The following is a 20255-nucleotide window of genomic DNA, read 5'->3' on the forward strand; positions in this document are numbered from 1 at the left end:
GGGGGACCCATGGCCTTACCACGCAAACTAAAACACCTGAACATCTTCAACGCCGGTAACAGCTGGATGGGCATTGCTGAATCCGTCACCCTGCCGAAATTTTCCCGCAAGCTTGAGAACTATCGCGGGGGCGGCATGCCCGGTTCAGTCGGTATCGATCTGGGGCTGGATGATGGCGCACTGGACACGGAAATGACCATCGGCGGCACTGAGGCACTGCTGTTTAAACAGATGGGCAAGGCCACGGTGGACGGGGTGCAGATGCGCTTCACCGGCTCTATCCAGCGCGATGACACCGGCGAGGTGCAGGCCGTTGAGCTGGTTGTACGCGGACGCCACAAAGAGGTGGATTCCGGCGAGTGGAAAACCGGCGAGAGCAATACCACCAAAGTCAGCAGCGTTAACAGCTATGCGAAGCTGACCATTAACGGCGAGGTGCTGTACGAGGTCGATGTGATCAACATGATTGAAATTGTTGATGGCGTTGACCTGATGGAAGAGCACCGCAACGCCATCGGCCTTTAATGCAGCACTGGCGCGGGATGCCGCGCCAGCCACCCCATAACAGGAAAAGAGCATGAGTGAGAAAACAGTAGCAACGGTGAAGCTGGATAGCCCTATCACGCGTGGTGATGCCACGATTACGGAAATTGTGCTGCGTAAACCGCAATCCGGCGCACTGCGCGGTACGCGGCTGCAGGCGGTGATGGAGATGGACGTGGCCTCAATGATGACCGTGATCCCCCGTATCTCCACGCCGACGCTGACCCCGCAGGAAATGGCGGACCTCGACCCGGCAGACCTGGCCGCGATGTCGATCGAGGTGGTCCTTTTTTTGTTGCCGAAGTCGGCGTTTGCCGATTTGCCGACAGCCTGACGGTAGATGACCTGGTGGCGGATATCGCCACGATCTTTCACTGGCCGCCGTCCGTCACTGACGTTATGCCGCTTACAGAAGTGCTGGAGTGGCGGCACAGAGCGATAATGCGAAGCGGGGCCAGCGATGAGTGATAAAAACCTGCGTCTGCAGGTGGTTCTGAATGCGGTTGATAAGCTCACCCGCCCTTTAAAAGTTGCGCAGGCTGGTTCTAAGGAGCTGGCCTCCGCTGTCCGGCAGACCCGCGAACAGCTTAAGAGGCTGAACGATGCAGGGGGCCAGTTAAAATCATTCGATCAGCTGTCACAGAGCCTGAGCCGGACCAGTAACGAACTGGACCAGGCGCGGCTGCGTGCCCAGATGATGACCCGCGAAATGTCAGCCCTTGAATCCCCCACGAAAAAGCAGACGGCGGCGCTTGAAACGCAATGGCGGGCCGTGTCACGTCTGGAGCAAAAGCAGGGGCAGGAAACGCGGCAGATGGCGGCGGCCAGGGCAGAGCTGTACCGCCTCGGCATCTCTGCGGGAGGCGGTGCCCGTGAAACAGCCCGCATTACCCGCGAAACGGATCGCTATAACAAGCAGCTGGCAGAACAGGAGCGACGCTTGTGGGACGTGGGCGAGCGCCAGCGCAAGCTGAATGCGGTCAGGGCGAAAGCTGACAAGATGCGCGACGTGCGTAACAGCCTCGCGGGGAACGGGGCCGGGATGATGGCCGCCGGGGTGACAACGGGCGCGACGCTGCTGGCCCCCATTCGCGCCTATTCGGAATCAGAGAACGCGGCTAACCAGCTGGCAGGCTCCATGATGGGGCCGGGCGGCAAGGTTGCGCCGGAGTTCCTGAAGCTGAACAAGCTGGCGATAGCACTGGGTGATCGGCTGCCAGGCACCACGGCAGACTTTCAAAACATGATGACCATGTTACGCCGTCAGGGTATGTCTGCGCAGGTCATTCTGGGCGGGCTGGGTGAGTCGGCGGCGTATCTCGGCGTGCAGCTGCAGATGGCACCGACGGATGCCGCAGAGTTCGCCGCAAAACTGCAGGACGCCACGCAGACCACCGAAAAAGACATGATGAGCCTGATGGACGTGATCCAGCGGGGTTATTACGCGGGCGTTGACCCTGGCAATATGCTGCAGGGTTTTTCAAAAATCAGCGCCGCGATGGACATTATCAAGCAGCAAGGCCTGGATGCCGCAAAAACATTCGCGCCGCTGCTGGTTATGGCTGATCAGGCTTCAATGGCGGGAGAGTCTGCAGGTAACGCCTATCGCAAGATTTTCCAGGCCACGCTGAACAATAAAAAAATCAGTAAGGCAAATGATGAGCTGGCTGGAACGGGGATAAAGCTAAGTTTTCAGAACAGTAAAGGCCAGTTTGCGGGGCTGGAAAACCTGTATAAGCAACTGGATAAGCTGAATAAAATCACTGACGATGGAAAAAAACAGGCTGTCAAAGCGGCTCTTTTTGGTGATGATGCAGAAACCCTGCAGGCGCTGAACATCATGATCACCAAAGGGATTGCGGGGTATCGTGAAACAGCCGCCAAACTGGATAATCAGGCAACCCTGCGCGAGCGCGTCGAGGCATCCCTTAATACCCTGGGCAACAAATGGGAAGCCGCTGGCGGCTCCTTTACCAACGCCATGGCGAGCATCGGTGAAACCGTCGCGCCGGTACTGAAAAATATTGCGGACTGGCTGGGAAATCTGGCGTCCGCGCTGGATGGTTTTGTTAAGCGGCATCCGCAATTGACGGCGGCGCTGTTTAAGATTGCGGCGGTGTTTGCCGTGGTAGCTACCGCAGCGGGCGTGTTGTCGCTGGCGCTGGCATCTATTCTGGGGCCAATGGCGATAGTACGTGTGAGCGCTGGGGTTCTGGGAATTAAGTTTGCCTCCGCTTTTGGTCTGATTAAGCAAGTCATCGGCGGTGCAGGCCAGGCGATCCTGTGGCTGGGCAGGTTGATGATGGCTAACCCCATCCTGGCGATAGTCGGCCTGATTGCGATGGGAGCCATTTATATCTGGCAGAACTGGGAAACGCTGGGGCCAAAATTCACCGCAATGTGGGACGCCATTTCGTCAGGGGTATCCAGGGTATGGACTGTAATTAAACGGACTATTAGCAGCAAATGGGATGAAATTCTAAGTGATGTTGCCGCGCTGCCCGCGAAGTTTAAAGCGGTGGGCGGTGCGATCATTGACGGCATCCTGAGCGGTATCAATGAGAAGTGGGAGATGCTCAAGAGCAAGCTGGCATCGGTGAAAAGCTACCTGCCGGACTGGATGACCGGCGGCGACAAATCGCCAGGTGCACTTCAGCAGAAAGGAGCAGGCGGATTCTTTGCGGGTATGTATGACAGCGGTGGATATATTCCACGCGGGCAGGTGGGCATTGCTGGCGAGAATGGCCCGGAACTGATTAACGGCCCGGCCTATGTGACCAGCCGCCGAAGGACGGCGGCGCTGGCGTCCGTTGTCGCCGGGATGATGGGGGGAGCGATTCCGGCAGAGGCTGCGCCACTTCATCCAATGAGCCTGCCGGCAACATCCTATCGGCCTGCAGCTGAGAAGCCGGCAGGGGGGCAGCCGATCATTCATATCGAATCGAAGCCGCAATTTATTATCCAGGCATTACCGGGGCAAAGTTCGCAGGATATTGCGAAAGAGGTTGCGCGAATGTTTGCGGAGCATGAGCGGCGTTTAATGGCGAAGGCACGCAGCAACTTCAGCGATCAAGGGGGGTATGATTCATGATGATGGTTCTGGGTTTGTTTGTGTTTCAGCTGCGCACGGTGCCCTATCAGCAACTGCAGTATCAGCGGAACTGGCGGCACGTCACCAACAACCGCGTTAATCGCCGTCCGACAACGCAGTTTCTGGGGCCAGATAATGATCAGCTCACGCTATCCGGCGTCCTCATGCCGGAAGTGACCGGAGGCCGGTTGTCGCTGCTGGCGCTGGAGCTGATGGCGGAGCAGGGGAAGGCCTGGCCGCTGATCGAGGGGGGCGGGACCATCTACGGTATGTACGTGATTGAAAATCTGAGCCAGACAAAAACGGAATTTTTCGCCAGCGGTGAAGCGAGAAAAATAGAGTTTTCGCTGGGGCTAAAGCGTGTTGATGAGTCGCTGTCCGAAATGTTCGGCAGCCTGAGTGACCAGCTTAGCAGCCTGCAGGATTCCGCAGCGGCAGCGGTAGGGAATATCAAAACCACGGTAGGAGGGTTGCTGCAGTGAGCGAGATGACTGATTTACTCAACCTCAGCAAGACCCCGGCCTTTCGCATCGTGATTGCAGGTAAGGATGCCACGCAGACACTGGATAAGCGCCTGCTGAGTATGACGTTGACCGACAACCGCGGATTTGAAGCCGACCAGCTCGATCTGGAGCTGGACGACGCGGACGGCCTGGTAATTATGCCGCGTCGGGGCGCGGTGATTTCTCTGGCGCTGGGATGGAAAGGCGAGCCGCTGTTTTCAAAAGGGAAGTTTACCGTTGATGAGATCGAGCATAGCGGCAGCCCGGACCGACTGACAATCCGTGCCCGTAGCGCAGACTTCAGGGAAACGCTGAATGTACGGCGTGAAAAGTCGTGGCATAAAACGACGGTGGGCGAGGTGGTGAAGGAGATTGCCGCGCGGCACAGCCTGAAGGTTGCCATCGGTAAAGATGTCGCGGAGCAGGCGCTGGATCACCTGGACCAGACCAACGAAAGCGACGCCAGCTTTTTGATGAAGCTGGCGCGTCAGTACGGCGCGATTGCATCGGTGAAGGATAGTAACCTGCTGTTTATCCGGCAGGGGCAGGGGAGAACAGCCAGCGGTAAAGCGCTGCCGGTCATCACTATTACCCGCCGGGACGGTGACAGTCACCGCTTCAGCATGGCGGACAGGGGAGCGTATACCGGGGTGATTGCTCACTGGTTGCATACGCGCGAACCGGAGAAAAAAGAAACCACCAAAGTGAAGCGTCGCCGGAAAACGACAAAACCAAAAGAGCCAGAAGCAAAGCAGGGGGATTACCTGATCGGGACGGATGAGAACGTGCTGGTTCTGAACCGGACCTATGCGAACCGCAGTAATGCGGAGCGTGCAGCAAAAATGAACTGGGAGCGGCTGCAGCGCGGTGTGGCGTCATTTTCCCTGCAGCTGGCAGAAGGCCGCGCAGATCTCTATACGGAAATGCCCGTGAAGGTCACCGGCTTTAAACAACCCATTGATGATGCCAGCTGGACCATCACCACGTTAACGCACACGGTCAACCCGGATAGTGGATTTACGACCAGCATCGAACTGGAAGTGAAAATAGATGATCTCAATATTGAATAGTTGGCTCTCAATATTGATGTTGTGTATTATTAACGCGACTTCAGAGGCGGCGGCGGAGAAACGGAAATGATGAATTGCCCAAAATGCGGACATGCGGCGCATACACGAAGTAGCTTTCGAGTAACAGACCAGACAAAAGAGCGGTATTGCCAGTGCCAGAATATTAATTGCGGTACTACATTTATTACTCACGAAACCGTCGTGAGGTTCATCATGACGCCAGGTGTAATTGATAATGCCCCGCCACATCCGGCAACAAGCGGGCAGGGGCATATGAATTTTTGAGCTTTTAACCTACAAATCAAAGAGGGTTTACGGAATAGGTTTGATAAAGCCTTGCCTGTAAGCCCGCGCTTCATCAAAAGTCATCTTACCCGTTTTTTTACATTCAGCACCGCCGGCATCTATCTCAAAACCTTGATCAAGTGAGACGTTGAGTAGCCTAATCTTCTTAATTGTTTCGGGTTTCCACTTATGCATTGATAGGTCAGTGCAAATGCCTTCAAACATTGCATCAGCCGCATCAATGTGCAATTTCTGTTTGCTGTATTTGATCGAGAGTACGCCGCTTTCTAGGCTATGCGTCCTGGTGTCGAACACAGCAATTAGATTCTCAATAGAGTTCGGGATTTTGTCGGCGAAAGCGTTGCATGAGGTCAAAAGTATCAGCATCAAAAGAGATTTTTTCATATCGGTAGTCCTTTGCATTGATAAATGTCTGCCGCCATTTTGCCGCCACAATCCAAAAAAAAGGGGTCACGCTTTCACGTAACCCCTTGTTTTATTTGGTGGAGCTGGCGGGAGTTGAACCCGCGTCCGAAATTCCTACATCCTCGGCACTACATGCTTAGTCAGTCTTTACATTCGCTTGCCAGCTGCGGACAGACACGCCACTAACAAACTAGCCTGATTAGATTTAACGCTTCAACCCCAGGCAGGGCATCCACGCGATCTCTTTTGGGTTTGACCTCTCTTTGATCCCCGTCTTAAGAGCGGAAGCTAGGGAGAGAGGGCTCAGAGCAGGTTATTAAGCTGCTAAAGCGTAGTTTTCGTCGTTTGCGACTATTTTTTGCGGCTTTTTACGAGGCCAACCGCCCCTCGGCATGCACCTTGGGTTTCGCAAATCCCGTCGAATCCAGAATCAGCCCCAATGTGTAGGTCAAGTATAACAGATTTGTGAATGTCGTTACCAGCCCCATCACGCAGGATTATTTCAGCAGGGTGGACGAAAAATCAGCATCAACAAGGATATAGCGTAAGGGCCAGCGAGAGCTGGCCTTCGGGGAGGGGAAATTAACGTCCGGCGTGCTTCATAATACGCGCCTTGTCCAGCGCCCATTCACGATCTTTCAGGTCGGTACGCTTGTCGTGCTGTTTCTTACCTTTGGCGACGCCGATTTTCACTTTGCACCAGGCGTTCTTCCAGTACAGCGACAGGGCGACGACGGTGTAACCTTCGCGGTTAATGCGGCCGTACAGCGTGTCCAGCTCACGCTGGTTGAGCAGCAGCTTACGGGTGCGCGTCGGGTCGCAGACATAGTGGGTGGAAGCCACGGCCATGGGCGTAAAGTTGGCGCCGAACAGGAAGGCTTCGCCATCCTTCAGGATGACATAGCTATCGCCGATGTTGGCTTTGCCTGCACGCAGGGATTTGACTTCCCAGCCCTGCAGGGCGAGACCAGCCTCGTATTCATCTTCGATAAAGTATTCGTGACGGGCGCGTTTATTCAGCGCAATGGTGGCTGATCCAGGTTTGTGGGCTTTTTTCTTAGTCATAATGTCCTGAAGTCATCGTCTTATACACAGTTACCTCGATCGCATCCTGCGAGGTATACTGCGCATCTTAGCACGAGTTGCGGCACAGCGTTTTTTTTAGCAGCAGATAAATGATATTATTTGCACTGTGTTTAAATGTGGAACCTGCTATGCCTCAGATTAGCCGTACTGCGCTGGTGCCTTTCAGCGCGGAACAGATGTATCAACTGGTAAACGATGTGAAGTCCTATCCTGATTTTCTGCCAGGCTGCACCGGTAGCCGCGTGCTGGAATTGGGGCCGACGCAAATGACGGCGGCGGTTGATGTGTCCAAAGCCGGCATCAGTAAGACCTTCACCACACGCAATACATTGACCAGCAACCAGAGCATTTTGATGAGCCTGGTGGATGGCCCGTTCAAGAAGCTGATTGGCGGCTGGAAGTTTATTCCGCTGAGCCCGGAGGCGTGCAAAATCGAGTTCCATCTCGATTTTGAGTTTACCAATAAGCTGATTGAGATGGCCTTTGGCCGGGTCTTTAAGGAACTGGCCGCCAACATGGTGCAGGCGTTTACTTCGCGCGCCAAAGAGGTCTACAGTGCCAGCTAATATTCGTGTTGAGGTCGCTTACGCGCTGCCTGAAAAGCAGTACCTGCAGCGGGTCACCTTGGACGAGGGGGCGACGGTCGAGCAGGCGATTGTCGCCAGCGGCCTGCTGGCGCTGCGTGATGACATCGATCTGGCGAAAAACAAGCTGGGTATCTACAGTCGTCCGGTAAAGCTGCATGACGAAGTTCACGACGGCGACCGGGTGGAAATCTATCGTCCGCTGATCGCAGACCCGAAAGAGCTGCGTCGCCAGCGGGCAGAGAAAAGCGCCGCAAAGTAACCTGCAGCAGACCGACTATCAGCCATAAAAAAAGCGCTCATCGAGCGCTTTTTGCTTTTCCGGGCCTTACTGACTGGTCAGCGCAGGCTTGTTATCAATGTTAGTCAACACACCGCCGCTGTTGAAGGTCAGGGTTAGGGTCTGCTGAGTCACTTTCTGGTGGCCCGGCTCCTGACGGAAGACATAGAACCAGGTATTGGTGCCGAACGGATCCGTCATCATTGGCGTCCCCAGAGCATAAGCTACCTGCTGTTGCGTCATACCGACACGAATTTTTGCTACATCGTTTGGTGCCAGATAGTTACCCTGGTTGATGTCAGGACGGTAAACCACTCGTTCCAGAGTGGAACAGCCTGCGGTCAACATAAGAAGAACCGCTGCGGCAGCAGTCAGCGTTTTACAGCGCATAGTGATTTGATTCCTTTTTGGGCCCGAGCAGTACGTGGCTCATCTGTAATATGCCGATAATAATAGACCTTCGCGCCGTTGGAAACCTCCGGCTGCAGGTCAGCAGGCAATTTGCTGTTCACTATGACCCTGTGAAAATCAAAAAGTTTACGCCGCAAGCAACTCTTTCGCGTTCGCCAGGGTGTTGCGCGTGACTTCGCTGCCGCCCAGCAGACGGGCCAGCTCCTGCAAGCGAGCACGTTTATCCAGCGGCTGCATATGGGTTTCGGTCATCTCGCCATCGGTCTCTTTGCAGACAAAGAAATGATGGTGGCCGCAGCCTGCGACCTGCGGCAGGTGGGTCACGCACATCACCTGCGTGGACTCGCCCAGCTGGCGCAGCAGCTTGCCGACCACGGCGGCGGTCGGGCCGCTGATGCCGACGTCCACTTCGTCGAAAATCAGCGCTGGGGTTTCCATTTTACGCGCGGTGATCACCTGAATCGCCAGCGCAATGCGCGACAGTTCGCCGCCGGAGGCCACTTTGGCGATTGGCTGCAGCGGCTGACCGGGGTTAGTGGTGACGCGGAACTCAATATGGTCGGCGCCGTCGGCGGTGAGATGGCGTTCATCGAACGCGACCTCAATCGCGAAGACCCCGTGCGGCATCGAAAGTGAGTGCATACTTTCGGTGATAAGCTGGGTCAGCTCGTCGGCGCTGGCCTGGCGCAGGGCATGCAGCTGGCGTGCGGTCTCCAGCGCCAGCTGATGATGTTCGACCACCTGCTGGCTGAGGGATTCCAGCGAGCCGGCGCTGTCGTCCAGCAGGCGCTGCTCTTCCAGCATCGCCTGATAAACCGCCGGCAGCTCTTCCGGCATCACCTGATGTTTACGCGCCAGCGCGATTTGTCGGGAAATCCGTTGCTCAAGTTCAAACAGACGGTTCGGATCGAGATCCAGACGGTCATGGTAGTGGCGCAACTCGTCGCTGGCCTCGCTGAGCTGAATGGCCGCCTCTTCCAGCATATCCAGGACGCCGGAAAGCTTGCTGTCCATGCCCACCAGCTCGCTAACCAGCTGCTTCGCGGTATAAAGCTGGCTCTGCAGATTGGCCTCTTCGCCGTCCGCCAGTACCGTAAGGGCGTGCTGGCAGGTGCTGAGCAGCTGGCCGCTGTTGGCCAGGCGCTTGTACTCTTCGTCAATCTGCTCGAATTCTCCCGGCAGCGGGTTAAATTCGTTCAGCTCTTTAAGCTGATACTGCAGCAGATCGGCGCGGGCGGCGCGCTCCTGGCTCTGATGCTGATGCTGGGCCAACTCGCGGCAGCTCTGGTGCCACTGGCGATAGTGCTCGGCCATACGCTGAGTAAGCGCATACTCACCGGTATAGCCGTCGAGCAGCGTTTTTTGGTGTTCGGGTTTGGTCAGCAGCTGGTGGGCATGCTGGCCGTGGATCTGGATCAGCAGCTGGCCCAGCTCGCGCAGCTGCGAGAGCGGGACGGCGGTGCCGTTGATGAAGCCGCGCGAGCGGCCGTCGGCGCTGATCACCCGGCGAAGTAAACACTCACGCCCGCTCTCCAGCTGATTCTCTTCCAGCCAGCGCTGGGCGGCAGGGGTATCTTTCAGCGCGAAGCGCGCGCACAGGTCGGCACGGGTGGCGCCGCGACGCACCATGTCGGCTTCCGCTCTGCCGCCGAGGCACAGCCCCAGCGCGTCGATGGCAATGGATTTCCCGGCGCCGGTTTCCCCGGTGATGGCGGTCATGCCGCTGTGGAAATCAATTTCCAGTTCACGAACGATAGCAAAATTACTGATGGTGAGTTGCGCCAACATAGCTGCCTTCCTGTATGAAAAACCAATACTGTGTTTTCGTACAGTATAGACTGGTTTTTTATCCAGTAAAGAGGCAGCCGTGAAAATCAGAACAATTTTTTCGACCAGCCGAGCTTGGTGCTTAATGTATTGAAATAGCTGTAATCTTTAGGGTGAATCAGATTGAGGTGATAATCACAGCGGCGAATGAGGACATCTTCGCCATCCTGGATCGGCAGGGCAATCTGGCTGTCGCAGCTGATCTCCAGATCGCTGCAGCGGTGAGAGAAGCGTAGGCGGATGGTGCTGTCGCCGTTGATCACCAGCGGTCGCGCTGAAAGGGTGTGCGGGAACATCGGCACCAGGGTGATGGCGTCCAGCGACGGCGTAAGGATTGGGCCGCCAGCCGACAGCGAGTAGGCGGTGGAGCCGGTCGGAGTGGAGATAATCAGGCCATCGGATCGCTGAGAGAACGCAAAGACTTCGTCGATATAGACTTCGAACTCAATCATATGCGCCACTTTGCCGGGGTGCAGCACCACTTCGTTGATGGCGGTGCTGATACGTTTCTGGCAATCCTGCTGACACACCTGGGCCTCCAGCAGAAAGCGTTTCTCGGCGATGTAGTGGCCTTCCAGCACGTCGGCGAGCTGCTGCAGGGCGTTGTCCGGGTCAAGGTCGGTGAGAAAGCCGAGGTTGCCGCGGTTAATGCCGATGACGTTAATGTCGTAACGGGCCAGGGTCCGCGCCGCGCCGAGCATATTGCCGTCGCCGCCCACCACCACCGCGAGATCGGCCTGTTGGCCAATCTCCGCCAGCGTGCCGGTTTTCACGTTGCTGAGCTGAAGTTCATGGGCGATCTGCTGTTCAACCAGCACTTCATACCCTTTGCTGCACAGCCAGCGCCAGAGCATTTCATGTGTGGTCAGGGCGGTGGGGTGACGAGGATGTCCCACAATGCCGATACACTTGAAATGGTTCTTCATGATCTGGATGTCCTTGCGTTAAATGAAATAGTGACAATCTGTCCGCTTCCCTTGAAACCCGGAAACTGATCCCCATAATAAGCGAAGTTAGCGAGATGAATGCGAAAAAAACGCGGAGAAATTCATGAGTAGTAAAGAACAGAAAACGCCTGAGGGGCAAGCCCCGGAAGAAATTATCACGGAGCAGCACGACGACGTTGAGGCGGTAGAGCCTGAAGTTTCGGCTGAGCAGGTGGATCCGCGCGATGAAAAAATTGCGAATCTGGAAGCCCAGCTGGCTGAAGCGCAGAAACGTGAACGTGAAGTGATGCTGCGTGCCAAAGCCGACGAAGATAACCTGCGTCGTCGTACCGAGCAGGATATCGAGAAAGCGCACAAATTCGCGCTGGAAAAATTCGTCAATGAACTGCTGCCGGTGATCGACAGCCTGGACCGCGCGCTGGAAGTGGCTGACAAGGCTAACCCGGAGCTGGCGCCGATGGTGGAGGGGATCGAACTGACCCTGAAATCTATGCTGGACGTAGTGCGTAAGTTCGGCGTGGAAGTGATCGCCGACACCAACGTTCCGCTGGATCCGAACGTCCACCAGGCCATTGCGATGGTCGAGTCTGAAGATGTGGCGGCGGGCAACGTGCTGTCCGTGATGCAGAAAGGTTATACCCTGAACGGCCGTACTATTCGCGCCGCGATGGTGACGGTAGCGAAAGCGAAATAACGCTTGCTGCCTTGCTCAACGGCTGCCTGCGGGTGGCCGTTTTTTGTGTCATCGCTCCCGGCGCGAGATAAAAAAACGGCGGGCCGCAGCCCACCGTGATATTAATTCCTTCGCTAGCGCTACTCCGCGACGCTCTCGCGTAATGATTTCACCGGCATCACTTTCACCTGTTTGATCATGTTGTCCTGCACGTCGAGGATATCTATATCGTACTGCTCAATGCGCACGCGGGTGCCCGGGACCGGGATCTCTTCCAGCGCTTCGAGGATAATACCGTTGACGGTGCGGGCTTCATCTTCCGGCAGGTGCCAGTTAAACGCTTTGTTGATTTCGCGAACGTTGGCGCTGCCGTCGATAATCACCGTGCCGTCGTTAAGCGGGGTCACTTCCTCCGCCAGGGTGGGTGACATGGAGGTGGTGAAGTCGCCGACAATCTCTTCAAGAATATCTTCGACGGTGACCAGCCCCTGAATATCGCCGTATTCATCGACCACCAGACCGACTTTCTTTTTATTGCGCTGAAATTTCACCAGCTGGGTGCTGAGCGGCGTGCCTTCCGGCACAAAGTAGATCTCATCTGCCGCCCGCAGCATGATCTCTTTTGTGAACTCTTTCTTCTCCGTCATCAGACGGTAGGCTTCGCGAACGCGCAGCATGCTGATGGCATCGTCCAGCGAATCGCGGTAGAGCACGATGCGGCCATGCGGGGAGTGGGTCAGCTGGCGGACGATAGATTTCCAGTCATCATTGATATCGATGCCGACAATCTCATTGCGCGGCACCATGATGTCGTTAACGCTGACCTTCTCCAGGTCCAGCACCGACAGCAGCATATCCTGATTGCGTCGTGAGATTTGTGAACGGGATTCATTCACAATCGTGCGCAGTTCATCTTTGCTCAGGGCGCTGCTGATGACGGTATCGGTGCGGATGCCCATCATGCGCATCAGTATGCGGGTGATGGTATTCAGCAGCCACACCAGCGGCATCATCAGCACCTGCAGGGGCGCCAACAGGAAGCTGCTGGGGTAGGCGACCTTTTCCGGATAGAGGGCGGCGATGGTCTTCGGCAGCACTTCGGCAAATACCAGCACCACAAAGGTAAGTACGCCGGTGGCGATCGCGACGCCGGCGTCGCCGTACAGGCGCATGCCGACGATGGTGCCCAGCGCCGAGGCGAGAATGTTGACAAGGTTATTGCCGATCAGCACAAGGCTAATCAGGCGGTCCGGCTTGCGCAGCAGCTTCTCCACGCGCTTGGCGGGGCGGTTGCCTTGTTTCGCCATGTGGCGCAACCGGTAGCGGTTCAGCGTCATCATGCCGGTTTCGGAACCGGAGAAATAGGCAGAGATAATCACCATGACGATCAGCGTTATGATCAGCGTGGTGGTGGAGATATGTTCCACGTAGGATTCCTTAAAAGACTTAGCTCACGAACTGCTGCAGCACGCGGCTACCAAAATAGGCCAGCGTCAGCAGACCGGCGCCAGCGACGCTGAACCAGACCACACGACGTCCGCGCCACCCTTCATGATAGTGCCCCCACAGCAGGACGATATAGACGAACCACGCAATAATCGACAGCACCGCTTTATCGATATTTTCGCTGCTGAACAGATTGTGCATGTAGAACAGGCCGCTGCACAGCGTCAGGGTCAGCAGCACCACGCCGACCTGGGTGATGTGGAACATTTTGCGCTCAATGCTCATCAGCGGCGGCATTTCGCTGCTGAAGGCCAGCTTTTTATTCTTGAGCTGGTAGTCGATCCACGCCAGCTGCAGCGCATACAGCGCGGCAATGATCAGCGTGGCGTACGAGAAGAGCGACAGGCCGATATGCACCAGCATCCCCGGGGTGGTTTCCAGGTGAGTGATATATTCGTTAGGCACGAATGTGGCGAAGGCCAGGTTGATCAGCGCGAAGGCATAGACGATAGGCAGCAGCAGCCAGCCGCGATTGCGCGAGGCCACGATAGTCATCACCGTACAGATCATCAGGCTGACCAGCGACCCGACGTTCAGTAAGCTGAGATTTTGCCCGCTCTCGCCGCCGGGGAATATCCGTGCTTCCAGCGCAAAAGCATGGCAGATCAAGGCGATAGTCGCAGATAAAATCGCCATTCGCCGCCAGCTGCTGTTTTTTTGCAGCAAGCCGGGGATAATCAGCGCGAGGCTGACGGAGTAGGCGACAAGGGCGAGTAGAGCAAAAACAGGCATAGGTGTCGGCTGTTGGCTAAATAAGAAAGAGAAGCAGTATAACGTTAGCAGGCCTCTGCTCCAACCGTTGCAGCACATTCAGATTGATGTCGTGTTATACTCCGCCACATTCGTTTTGTGTGTCGCTGCGGCGACCGACCGTTTCCACCTCAGGCGAGAGACAATGTTTGATAATTTAACCGATCGTTTGTCGCGTACGCTGCGCAACATTAGCGGCCGCGGACGCCTTACAGAAGACAATATTAAAGACACCCTGCGCGAAGTGCGCATGGCGCTGCTGGAAGCGGACGTTGCGCTTCCGGTGGTCCGTGATTTCATCAGCCGCGTCAAAGAGAGCGCGGTCGGCCATGAAGTCAATAAAAGCCTGACCCCGGGTCAGGAGTTCGTCAAAATCGTCCGCAACGAGCTGGTGGCGGCGATGGGCGAAGAGAACCAGACGCTCGACCTGGCGGCGCAGCCGCCGGCCGTGGTGCTGATGGCGGGCCTGCAAGGTGCTGGTAAAACCACCAGCGTCGGTAAGCTGGGGAAATTCCTGCGCGAGAAGCACAAGAAGAAAGTGCTAGTCGTTTCCGCGGACGTTTACCGCCCGGCGGCGATCAAACAGCTGGAAACCCTGGCCGAGCAGGTCGGCGTCGATTTCTTCCCGTCTGATGTTGGGCAGAAGCCGGTTGATATCGTCAACGCGGCGCTGAAAGAAGCGAAACTCAAATTCTACGACGTGCTGCTGGTGGATACCGCCGGTCGTCTGCACGTTGACGAAGCGATGATGGACGAAATCAAGCACGTCCACGCCGCCATTAACCCGGTTGAAACCCTGTTCGTCGTCGATGCGATGACCGGTCAGGATGCGGCGAATACCGCGAAGGCCTTTAACGAAGCGCTGCCGCTGACCGGCGTGGTGCTGACCAAAGTGGACGGCGACGCCCGCGGCGGCGCGGCGCTGTCGATTCGCCATATTACCGGCAAGCCGATTAAATTCCTCGGCGTCGGCGAGAAAACCGAAGCGCTGGAGCCGTTCCATCCGGACCGCGTCGCTTCCCGTATCCTCGGCATGGGCGACGTGCTGTCGCTGATCGAAGATATCGAGAGCAAGGTTGACCGCGCGCAGGCCGAGAAGCTGGCCTCCAAGCTGAAGAAAGGCGACGGTTTCGACCTCACCGACTTCCTTGAGCAGCTGCGCCAGATGAAAAACATGGGCGGCATGGCCAGCCTGATGGGCAAGCTGCCGGGCATGGGGCAGATCCCGGACAACGTGAAAGCGCAGATGGACGACAAAGTGCTGGTGCGTATGGAAGCGATCATCAACTCGATGACCCTGAAAGAGCGCGCTAAGCCGGAAATCATCAAAGGCTCGCGTAAGCGCCGTATCGCCGCCGGCTGCGGCATGCAGGTGCAGGATGTGAACCGTCTGCTCAAGCAGTTCGACGACATGCAGCGCATGATGAAGAAGATGAAGTCGAAAGGCGGCATGATGAAGATGATGCGCGGGATGAAAGGGATGATGCCGCCAGGCTTCCCGGGTCGTTAAAAACAAGGGCATAAGGTTATCTTGTTTGCCATTTTAGCGCCGGGGTGTGCTCGCCATCCTCACGTACTACCTGTACGTTACAGTGGTTGCGCACACGCTGGTACTAAACTGGCTGCACCGCCGACGGCCTTTTACAGCAGACTTATCAACTGCTGATTGCATTTTCCCCAGAAATCAGTAAAATTTTCGGGCTTTTAATATGACACCGGGCTCCGTTCCTCGATGGGGCCCGGTTGTTTTATTCACACAAGAGGATGTTATGGTAACTATTCGTTTAGCACGTCACGGCGCTAAAAAGCGTCCGTTCTACCAGGTTGTTGTCACCGACAGCCGTAATGCACGCAACGGTCGCTTCATCGAGCGCGTTGGTTTCTTCAACCCGATCGCTAACGGTGCGGAAGAAGAAACTCGCCTGGATCTGGATCGTATCGCTCACTGGGTTGGCCAGGGCGCTACTGTTTCCGATCGCGTTGCCGCGCTGATCAAAGCCGCTAACAAAGCAGCTTAATCTGTCACGGTGGTCATGATGAGCAAGCAACACACCGCGCAAGCACCTGTTGATCCGATCGTATTGGGGAAAATGGGTTCTTCCTACGGTATCCGTGGTTGGCTCAGAGTGTTTTCCTCCACCGAAGACGCCGAAAGCATTTTTGACTATCAGCCCTGGTTAATCCAGAAGGCGGGTCAGTGGCAGGTCGTTGAGCTGGAAAGCTGGCGCCACCACAATCAGGACATCATCATCAAGCTGAAAGGCGTTGACGATCGTGATGCCGCGAATCTACTGACTAATTGCGAAATTATCGTGGATTCATCGCAGTTGCCGGAGCTGGAAGAGGGTGACTACTACTGGAAAGACCTGATGGGCTGCCAGGTAGTTACGACGGAAGGCTATAGCCTCGGTAAAGTCATCGATATGATGGAAACCGGGTCGAATGACGTGCTCGTCATCAAGGCAAACCTGAAAGATGCATTTGGTATCAAGGAGCGGTTGGTTCCGTTCCTCGATGGGCAGGTTATCAAGAAAGTCGATCTCACTACGCGTACTATCGAAGTAGATTGGGATCCTGGTTTTTAAATTCTCCGGATAAACGGTAAAAGACGGCGCTATGTGGATTGGCATAATTAGCCTGTTTCCTGAAATGTTCCGCGCAATTACCGATTACGGGGTAACTGGCCGGGCAGTAAAAAATGGCCTGCTGAGCATCGAAAGCTGGAGTCCTCGCGACTTCACGCATGACCGGCACCGTACCGTGGACGATCGTCCTTACGGCGGCGGACCGGGGATGCTAATGATGGTGCAACCCTTACGGGATGCCATTCATGCAGCAAAAGCCGCGGCAGGTGAAGGCGCGAAGGTGATTTATCTGTCACCTCAGGGACGCAAGCTTGATCAAGCGGGCGTCAGCGAACTGGCAACGAATCAGAAACTGATTCTGGTGTGCGGTCGCTACGAAGGGATAGACGAGCGCGTAATCCAAACCGAAATTGACGAAGAATGGTCAATCGGCGATTACGTTCTCAGCGGTGGTGAGTTACCGGCAATGACGCTGATTGACTCCGTTTCCCGGTTCATTCCGGGAGTACTGGGCCATGAAGCATCGGCAACGGAAGATTCCTTTGCTGATGGGTTGCTGGATTGCCCCCACTATACCCGTCCTGAAGTGTTAGAGGAGATGGAAGTACCGCCAGTATTGCTGTCGGGAAACCATGCTGAGATACGTCGCTGGCGTCTGAAGCAGTCGCTGGGCCGCACCTGGCTTAGAAGACCTGAACTTCTGGAAAACCTGGCTCTGACTGAAGAGCAAGCAAAGCTGCTGGCGGAGTTCAAAACTGAACACGCGCAACAGCAGCATAAACATGATGGGCAGGCGTGAGCCCCCAATATCAGTTTACCCAGGATAAGAGATTAAATTATGAGCAACATTATTAAGCAACTTGAACAAGAACAGATGAAGCAGGACGTACCTTCCTTCCGTCCGGGTGATACCGTGGAAGTGAAAGTATGGGTTGTTGAAGGTTCCAAAAAACGTCTGCAGGCATTCGAGGGCGTGGTTATCGCTATTCGTAACCGCGGTCTGCACTCTGCATTCACTGTTCGCAAAATTTCCAACGGCGAAGGCGTTGAGCGTGTCTTCCAGACTCACTCTCCGGTAGTTGACAGCATTGCTGTTAAACGTCGTGGTGCTGTACGTAAAGCTAAACTGTACTACCTGCGTGAGCGCACTGGTAAGTCTGCTCGTATCAAAGAGCGTCTTAACTAAGATTCGCTTTCGCGACATCCTGATAGAAAGGGCTGGCCAGATGGCTGGCCCTTTTTTTATCTTTGTTGTAACCATCGTGATGTAAATCATTTACAATACGCCCTCTATACGGAGGGGCGGTGGTCAGCAACAGTTTTCAGCAAACGACACCTAAACGGCGAGCCGCCTGGCTGGCGCTGTTGGCGATCCTGCTGATCGTGGTGGCCCCGCTAATCTCCGTCTCCCTGCAAAAAGACCCCATGAGCGCCATGCCCGGCATGCACCACGCCATGATGATGGATAGCTCGTCCGCGAGCATGGCGCAGATGCCCGGGCACAAGATGGCGATGATGCACAGCACAGACGGCGCCACGCATACCGGACACGAAATGCCGCTGGACCATGCCGAAGCGTGTGGCTATTGCGTGCTGTTAGCCCATGTCCCGGGGCTCCTTTTCGCGCTGGCGCTGTTCGTCGCCATGCTTCTGCGGCGCATTCGCCTGCCGGTTTCTCGCCCGGTATTAAAGCACTGGCACTACTTTCCCTGGCTCTACCCCGAAACCCGCGCCCCGCCGCGGCTGTCTGCTTTTTCCCTTTAATAAAAATCAATCTGCGCACCGCGCAACGACCTCTTTTGCTTTAAAAAAGGAAAAGTATGACAACCTGCACCTCGCGCGCGGCATGGCTGAACCTGCTGCGTCGCCTCCATTTCTATATTGGTCTGTTTATCGGACCGTTTATCTTTGTCGCTGCCCTGACCGGTACGTTGTACGTGGCGACGCCGCAGCTGGAAAACTGGCTCTATCACGACGCGCTGCATGGCCTTGCCGAGGGGACTCCGCAGCCGCTCAGCGCCCAGATTGCGGTGGCCGAAGAAGCGACCCAGGGCAATCTGCGGCTGCTGGCGGTGCGTCCGGCGCCTGCGTTGGGCGAGACCACGCGCATTATGTTTGCCGATCCGGGTCTCGGAGAGTCGGAATCCCGGGCTATTTTTGTCGATCCGATCGCGCTGCGGGTGAAGGGCGATATGACGGTCTACGGCACCAGCGGCATCCTGCCGCTGCGCCAGTGGATTGATTATGCGCATCGCTCTCTGCTGCTGGGCGACAGCGGGAGGTTATACAGCGAACTGGCCGCCTCCTGGATGTGGGTGGCCGCGCTCGGAGGCATTGCCCTGTGGGCGATGACGCGTCCAAAACGGCGGCTGAATAACGCCCTGCAGAATCATCGTCGGCTGCACGTGACGCTGGGCTGGGGCTTACTGGTGGGTATGCTGCTCTTCTCCGCCACCGGCCTGACCTGGTCGCAATGGGCCGGCGGCAATGTGGACAAAATGCGGGCAGCGTTCGGCTGGCTGACGCCGCAGGTCAATACCCAGCTGCATGGCGAGATGCCGATGACGCACGATCCCCATGCCGGACATCATATGGATGCGATGGCCATGGCCCAGCATCAGCCGGCGCTGCAGTTGGCCCAGTTTGACCAGGCGCTGGCGGCGGCCCGTCAGGCGGGGCTGAACGCCAGCCGGCTGGAGATCCGTCCGCCAGTGTCAGACGACCGCGCCTGGACGGTGAATGAGATCGACCGTCGCTGGCCGACGCAGGTGGACGCGGTGGCGATCGATGGCGCCACGATGCAGGTGGTGGATCGCACGCGTTTTGCCGACTTTCCGCTGATGGCGAAGCTCACCCGCTGGGGCGTCGATTTCCATATGGGGATCCTCTTTGGTCTGGCGAATCAGCTGCTGCTGGTGGGATTTGGCTGCGCGCTGTGCGTTACCATCGGGGTGGGGTACCGATTATGGTGGATCCGCCGTCCGCCTCAGGCGGCCTGGGATCCGGCGCATTCGCTGCTGCAGGCGTGGCTGTCGCTCGCCTGGCCTGCCCGAAGCCTGGTGCTTGGGCTGGCGTTTGCCCTTGGATTGGCCATGCCGTTAATGGGAGCCAGCCTGCTGCTGTTCATTGCCGTTGACTACCTGCGCTGGCGCGCGGCAACGGCAATGAGGATGATGAAGTCCAGCGACTAAGTGAAGACTTACGGCGTGCTGATGACCACCGTTACCCGGCGGTTTTCGGCGCGCCCGGCCGCCGTGTCGTTGCTGGCGATCGGGTATTTTTTGCCAAGGCCGCGGGTGACTAAATTACTGCGTGGGACATGAGCGCCTTCCGCCCAGGCATCGGCCACGCTGTTGGCCCGCTTAAGCGACAGGGCTTCATTGTAGCTATCTTCACCATAATTATCGGTATGGCCTTCAAGGCGGCTATGGGTGATCCCGGTAGCCGCCAGCCGCGAGGCCATCGTGATGATCTGCTGGCGGCTGTCGGGACGTAGTCGGTAGTCATTCTTGTCAAACAGGATGCTATCGGATAAGCCCAGGGACCAATCGCCATTGCTTTCAGTGAAGCCGTAAGATTTCATCGCCGCCACCTGCTCCGGGGTAAATTTTCCCTGAGGAGCCTGGCAACCTGTCAAAAGCGCCGCCGCCATCAGGGCGGGGACGAAATATTTTCTGATCATAATGAG

Annotated in this window: 25 protein-coding genes and 1 other RNA gene; 17 read left to right on the forward strand and 9 right to left on the reverse strand. The window is 56.3% G+C overall.

Annotated features, from left to right (window positions below; all coding sequences use genetic code 11):
* The first annotated feature begins 9 nt into the window (after positions 1-9).
* The 7 genes from KB892_RS04690 to KB892_RS04720 all read left to right on the forward strand — a co-directional run bounded on the left by KB892_RS04690 (position 10) and on the right by KB892_RS04720 (position 5492).
* Entirely contained in the window at positions 10-525 is a 516-nt protein-coding gene (locus tag KB892_RS04690) for a phage major tail tube protein (protein WP_004150986.1), read from the forward strand.
* A 52-nt stretch (positions 526-577) separates the two neighbouring features.
* The gene (locus KB892_RS04695) at positions 578-877 is read left to right on the forward strand and encodes a phage tail assembly protein (protein ID WP_004150985.1); all 300 of its coding nucleotides are present in this window, start codon (positions 578-580) and stop codon (positions 875-877) included.
* 14 nt (positions 878-891) lie between these two features.
* Positions 892-1011 carry a GpE family phage tail protein gene (locus tag KB892_RS04700; protein ID WP_002896220.1) on the forward strand — a complete coding sequence of 40 codons (120 nt, stop codon included), beginning with the start codon at positions 892-894 and terminating at the stop codon, positions 1009-1011.
* Complete coding sequence (locus KB892_RS04705; protein ID WP_004150984.1) at positions 1004-3634, forward strand: phage tail tape measure protein; 2631 nt, start codon at positions 1004-1006, stop codon at positions 3632-3634. The genes KB892_RS04700 and KB892_RS04705 overlap by 8 nt, the downstream gene beginning before the upstream one ends.
* Positions 3631-4116 carry a phage tail protein gene (locus KB892_RS04710; RefSeq protein WP_004150983.1) on the forward strand — a complete coding sequence of 162 codons (486 nt, stop codon included), beginning with the start codon at positions 3631-3633 and terminating at the stop codon, positions 4114-4116. Before KB892_RS04705 ends, KB892_RS04710 begins: the two co-directional genes overlap by 4 nt.
* 5 nt (positions 4117-4121) lie before the next feature.
* Positions 4122-5207 (forward strand): phage late control D family protein, encoded by a 1086-nt coding sequence (locus KB892_RS04715; RefSeq protein WP_004154143.1) that lies wholly within the window; start codon positions 4122-4124, stop codon positions 5205-5207.
* A 66-nt stretch (positions 5208-5273) separates the two neighbouring features.
* Positions 5274-5492, forward strand: a complete 219-nt coding sequence (locus KB892_RS04720) for an ogr/Delta-like zinc finger family protein (RefSeq protein ID WP_004150981.1) — start codon at positions 5274-5276, stop codon at positions 5490-5492.
* Positions 5493-5519: 27 nt separating this feature from the next.
* On the opposite strand, the gene KB892_RS04725 is transcribed toward KB892_RS04720, so the two are convergent.
* The 3 genes from KB892_RS04725 to smpB form a co-directional block, all read right to left on the reverse strand.
* Positions 5520-5897, reverse strand: coding sequence for a hypothetical protein (locus KB892_RS04725; protein ID WP_004150980.1), 378 nt, complete (start codon positions 5895-5897; stop codon positions 5520-5522).
* Positions 5898-5993: 96 nt separating this feature from the next.
* Positions 5994-6356: a transfer-messenger RNA gene (gene ssrA, locus KB892_RS04730) on the reverse strand.
* 144 nt (positions 6357-6500) lie between these two features.
* Positions 6501-6983, reverse strand: coding sequence for an SsrA-binding protein SmpB (smpB, locus tag KB892_RS04735; protein WP_002914164.1), 483 nt, complete (start codon positions 6981-6983; stop codon positions 6501-6503).
* 149 nt (positions 6984-7132) lie between these two features.
* Between smpB and KB892_RS04740 the strand changes: the two genes are divergently transcribed.
* Positions 7133-7570 carry a type II toxin-antitoxin system RatA family toxin gene (locus KB892_RS04740; RefSeq protein ID WP_002914163.1) on the forward strand — a complete coding sequence of 146 codons (438 nt, stop codon included), beginning with the start codon at positions 7133-7135 and terminating at the stop codon, positions 7568-7570.
* Positions 7560-7850 carry an RnfH family protein gene (locus KB892_RS04745; RefSeq protein ID WP_002914161.1) on the forward strand — a complete coding sequence of 97 codons (291 nt, stop codon included), beginning with the start codon at positions 7560-7562 and terminating at the stop codon, positions 7848-7850. The genes KB892_RS04740 and KB892_RS04745 overlap by 11 nt, the downstream gene beginning before the upstream one ends.
* A 66-nt stretch (positions 7851-7916) precedes the next feature.
* On the opposite strand, the gene bamE is transcribed toward KB892_RS04745, so the two are convergent.
* The 3 genes from bamE to nadK form a co-directional block, all read right to left on the reverse strand.
* A complete protein-coding gene (bamE, locus tag KB892_RS04750; protein WP_002914160.1) occupies positions 7917-8258 on the reverse strand; it encodes an outer membrane protein assembly factor BamE in 342 nt (113 codons plus the stop codon).
* Between the two features lie 147 nt (positions 8259-8405).
* Positions 8406-10067, reverse strand: coding sequence for a DNA repair protein RecN (gene recN / locus KB892_RS04755; RefSeq protein WP_002914159.1), 1662 nt, complete (start codon positions 10065-10067; stop codon positions 8406-8408).
* 86 nt (positions 10068-10153) lie between these two features.
* Positions 10154-11032 (reverse strand): NAD(+) kinase, encoded by an 879-nt coding sequence (gene nadK, locus KB892_RS04760; protein WP_002914158.1) that lies wholly within the window; start codon positions 11030-11032, stop codon positions 10154-10156.
* A gap of 124 nt (positions 11033-11156) precedes the next feature.
* Between nadK and grpE the strand changes: the two genes are divergently transcribed.
* The gene (gene grpE, locus KB892_RS04765; protein ID WP_002914155.1) at positions 11157-11747 is read left to right on the forward strand and encodes a nucleotide exchange factor GrpE; all 591 of its coding nucleotides are present in this window, start codon (positions 11157-11159) and stop codon (positions 11745-11747) included.
* 119 nt (positions 11748-11866) lie between these two features.
* Here grpE and KB892_RS04770 read toward each other — a convergent pair whose 3' ends face one another.
* Positions 11867-13153 (reverse strand): HlyC/CorC family transporter, encoded by a 1287-nt coding sequence (locus tag KB892_RS04770; RefSeq protein ID WP_004149392.1) that lies wholly within the window; start codon positions 13151-13153, stop codon positions 11867-11869.
* A gap of 19 nt (positions 13154-13172) precedes the next feature.
* Entirely contained in the window at positions 13173-13964 is a 792-nt protein-coding gene (locus tag KB892_RS04775; protein ID WP_002914153.1) for a cytochrome C assembly family protein, read from the reverse strand.
* A 163-nt stretch (positions 13965-14127) separates the two neighbouring features.
* Here KB892_RS04775 and ffh point away from each other — a divergent pair, with 163 nt between their 5' ends.
* The 7 genes from ffh (at position 14128) to KB892_RS04810 (ending at position 19758) form a co-directional block, all read left to right on the forward strand.
* Positions 14128-15492, forward strand: coding sequence for a signal recognition particle protein (ffh, locus tag KB892_RS04780; RefSeq protein WP_002914152.1), 1365 nt, complete (start codon positions 14128-14130; stop codon positions 15490-15492).
* A 259-nt stretch (positions 15493-15751) separates the two neighbouring features.
* A complete protein-coding gene (gene rpsP, locus KB892_RS04785) occupies positions 15752-16000 on the forward strand; it encodes a 30S ribosomal protein S16 (RefSeq protein ID WP_002914149.1) in 249 nt (82 codons plus the stop codon).
* Positions 16001-16018: 18 nt separating this feature from the next.
* Complete coding sequence (gene rimM, locus KB892_RS04790) at positions 16019-16567, forward strand: ribosome maturation factor RimM (protein WP_004150977.1); 549 nt, start codon at positions 16019-16021, stop codon at positions 16565-16567.
* A 31-nt stretch (positions 16568-16598) separates the two neighbouring features.
* Complete coding sequence (trmD, locus tag KB892_RS04795; RefSeq protein WP_002914147.1) at positions 16599-17366, forward strand: tRNA (guanosine(37)-N1)-methyltransferase TrmD; 768 nt, start codon at positions 16599-16601, stop codon at positions 17364-17366.
* Between the two features lie 39 nt (positions 17367-17405).
* Positions 17406-17753, forward strand: coding sequence for a 50S ribosomal protein L19 (rplS, locus tag KB892_RS04800; RefSeq protein ID WP_002914145.1), 348 nt, complete (start codon positions 17406-17408; stop codon positions 17751-17753).
* Between the two features lie 119 nt (positions 17754-17872).
* Positions 17873-18331 (forward strand): DUF2946 domain-containing protein, encoded by a 459-nt coding sequence (locus KB892_RS04805; RefSeq protein ID WP_002914119.1) that lies wholly within the window; start codon positions 17873-17875, stop codon positions 18329-18331.
* 56 nt (positions 18332-18387) lie between these two features.
* Complete coding sequence (locus KB892_RS04810) at positions 18388-19758, forward strand: PepSY-associated TM helix domain-containing protein (RefSeq protein ID WP_002914118.1); 1371 nt, start codon at positions 18388-18390, stop codon at positions 19756-19758.
* 8 nt (positions 19759-19766) lie between these two features.
* On the opposite strand, the gene KB892_RS04815 is transcribed toward KB892_RS04810, so the two are convergent.
* Positions 19767-20249 (reverse strand): OmpA family protein, encoded by a 483-nt coding sequence (locus KB892_RS04815; protein WP_002914117.1) that lies wholly within the window; start codon positions 20247-20249, stop codon positions 19767-19769.
* Between the last annotated feature and the right edge of the window lie 6 nt (positions 20250-20255).

Source organism: Klebsiella sp. P1927, from assembly GCF_018204675.1.
GTDB classification, from domain to species: Bacteria; Pseudomonadota; Gammaproteobacteria; order Enterobacterales; family Enterobacteriaceae; genus Klebsiella; species Klebsiella pneumoniae.

Coding starts and splice junctions, on each gene's coding strand:
- KB892_RS04690 (WP_004150986.1), top strand. CDS start 10: ATGGCCTTACCACGCAAACTAAAACACCTGAACATCTTCAACGCCGGT.
- KB892_RS04695 (WP_004150985.1), top strand. CDS start 578: ATGAGTGAGAAAACAGTAGCAACGGTGAAGCTGGATAGCCCTATCACG.
- KB892_RS04705 (WP_004150984.1), top strand. CDS start 1,004: ATGAGTGATAAAAACCTGCGTCTGCAGGTGGTTCTGAATGCGGTTGAT.
- KB892_RS04710 (WP_004150983.1), top strand. CDS start 3,631: ATGATGATGGTTCTGGGTTTGTTTGTGTTTCAGCTGCGCACGGTGCCC.
- KB892_RS04715 (WP_004154143.1), top strand. CDS start 4,122: ATGACTGATTTACTCAACCTCAGCAAGACCCCGGCCTTTCGCATCGTG.
- KB892_RS04720 (WP_004150981.1), top strand. CDS start 5,274: ATGATGAATTGCCCAAAATGCGGACATGCGGCGCATACACGAAGTAGC.
- KB892_RS04725 (WP_004150980.1), bottom strand. CDS start 5,897: ATGAAAAAATCTCTTTTGATGCTGATACTTTTGACCTCATGCAACGCT.
- smpB (WP_002914164.1), bottom strand. CDS start 6,983: ATGACTAAGAAAAAAGCCCACAAACCTGGATCAGCCACCATTGCGCTG.
- KB892_RS04740 (WP_002914163.1), top strand. CDS start 7,133: ATGCCTCAGATTAGCCGTACTGCGCTGGTGCCTTTCAGCGCGGAACAG.
- bamE (WP_002914160.1), bottom strand. CDS start 8,258: ATGCGCTGTAAAACGCTGACTGCTGCCGCAGCGGTTCTTCTTATGTTG.
- recN (WP_002914159.1), bottom strand. CDS start 10,067: ATGTTGGCGCAACTCACCATCAGTAATTTTGCTATCGTTCGTGAACTG.
- nadK (WP_002914158.1), bottom strand. CDS start 11,032: ATGAAGAACCATTTCAAGTGTATCGGCATTGTGGGACATCCTCGTCAC.
- grpE (WP_002914155.1), top strand. CDS start 11,157: ATGAGTAGTAAAGAACAGAAAACGCCTGAGGGGCAAGCCCCGGAAGAA.
- KB892_RS04775 (WP_002914153.1), bottom strand. CDS start 13,964: ATGCCTGTTTTTGCTCTACTCGCCCTTGTCGCCTACTCCGTCAGCCTC.
- ffh (WP_002914152.1), top strand. CDS start 14,128: ATGTTTGATAATTTAACCGATCGTTTGTCGCGTACGCTGCGCAACATT.
- rpsP (WP_002914149.1), top strand. CDS start 15,752: ATGGTAACTATTCGTTTAGCACGTCACGGCGCTAAAAAGCGTCCGTTC.
- rimM (WP_004150977.1), top strand. CDS start 16,019: ATGAGCAAGCAACACACCGCGCAAGCACCTGTTGATCCGATCGTATTG.
- trmD (WP_002914147.1), top strand. CDS start 16,599: ATGTGGATTGGCATAATTAGCCTGTTTCCTGAAATGTTCCGCGCAATT.
- rplS (WP_002914145.1), top strand. CDS start 17,406: ATGAGCAACATTATTAAGCAACTTGAACAAGAACAGATGAAGCAGGAC.
- KB892_RS04810 (WP_002914118.1), top strand. CDS start 18,388: ATGACAACCTGCACCTCGCGCGCGGCATGGCTGAACCTGCTGCGTCGC.
- KB892_RS04815 (WP_002914117.1), bottom strand. CDS start 20,249: ATGATCAGAAAATATTTCGTCCCCGCCCTGATGGCGGCGGCGCTTTTG.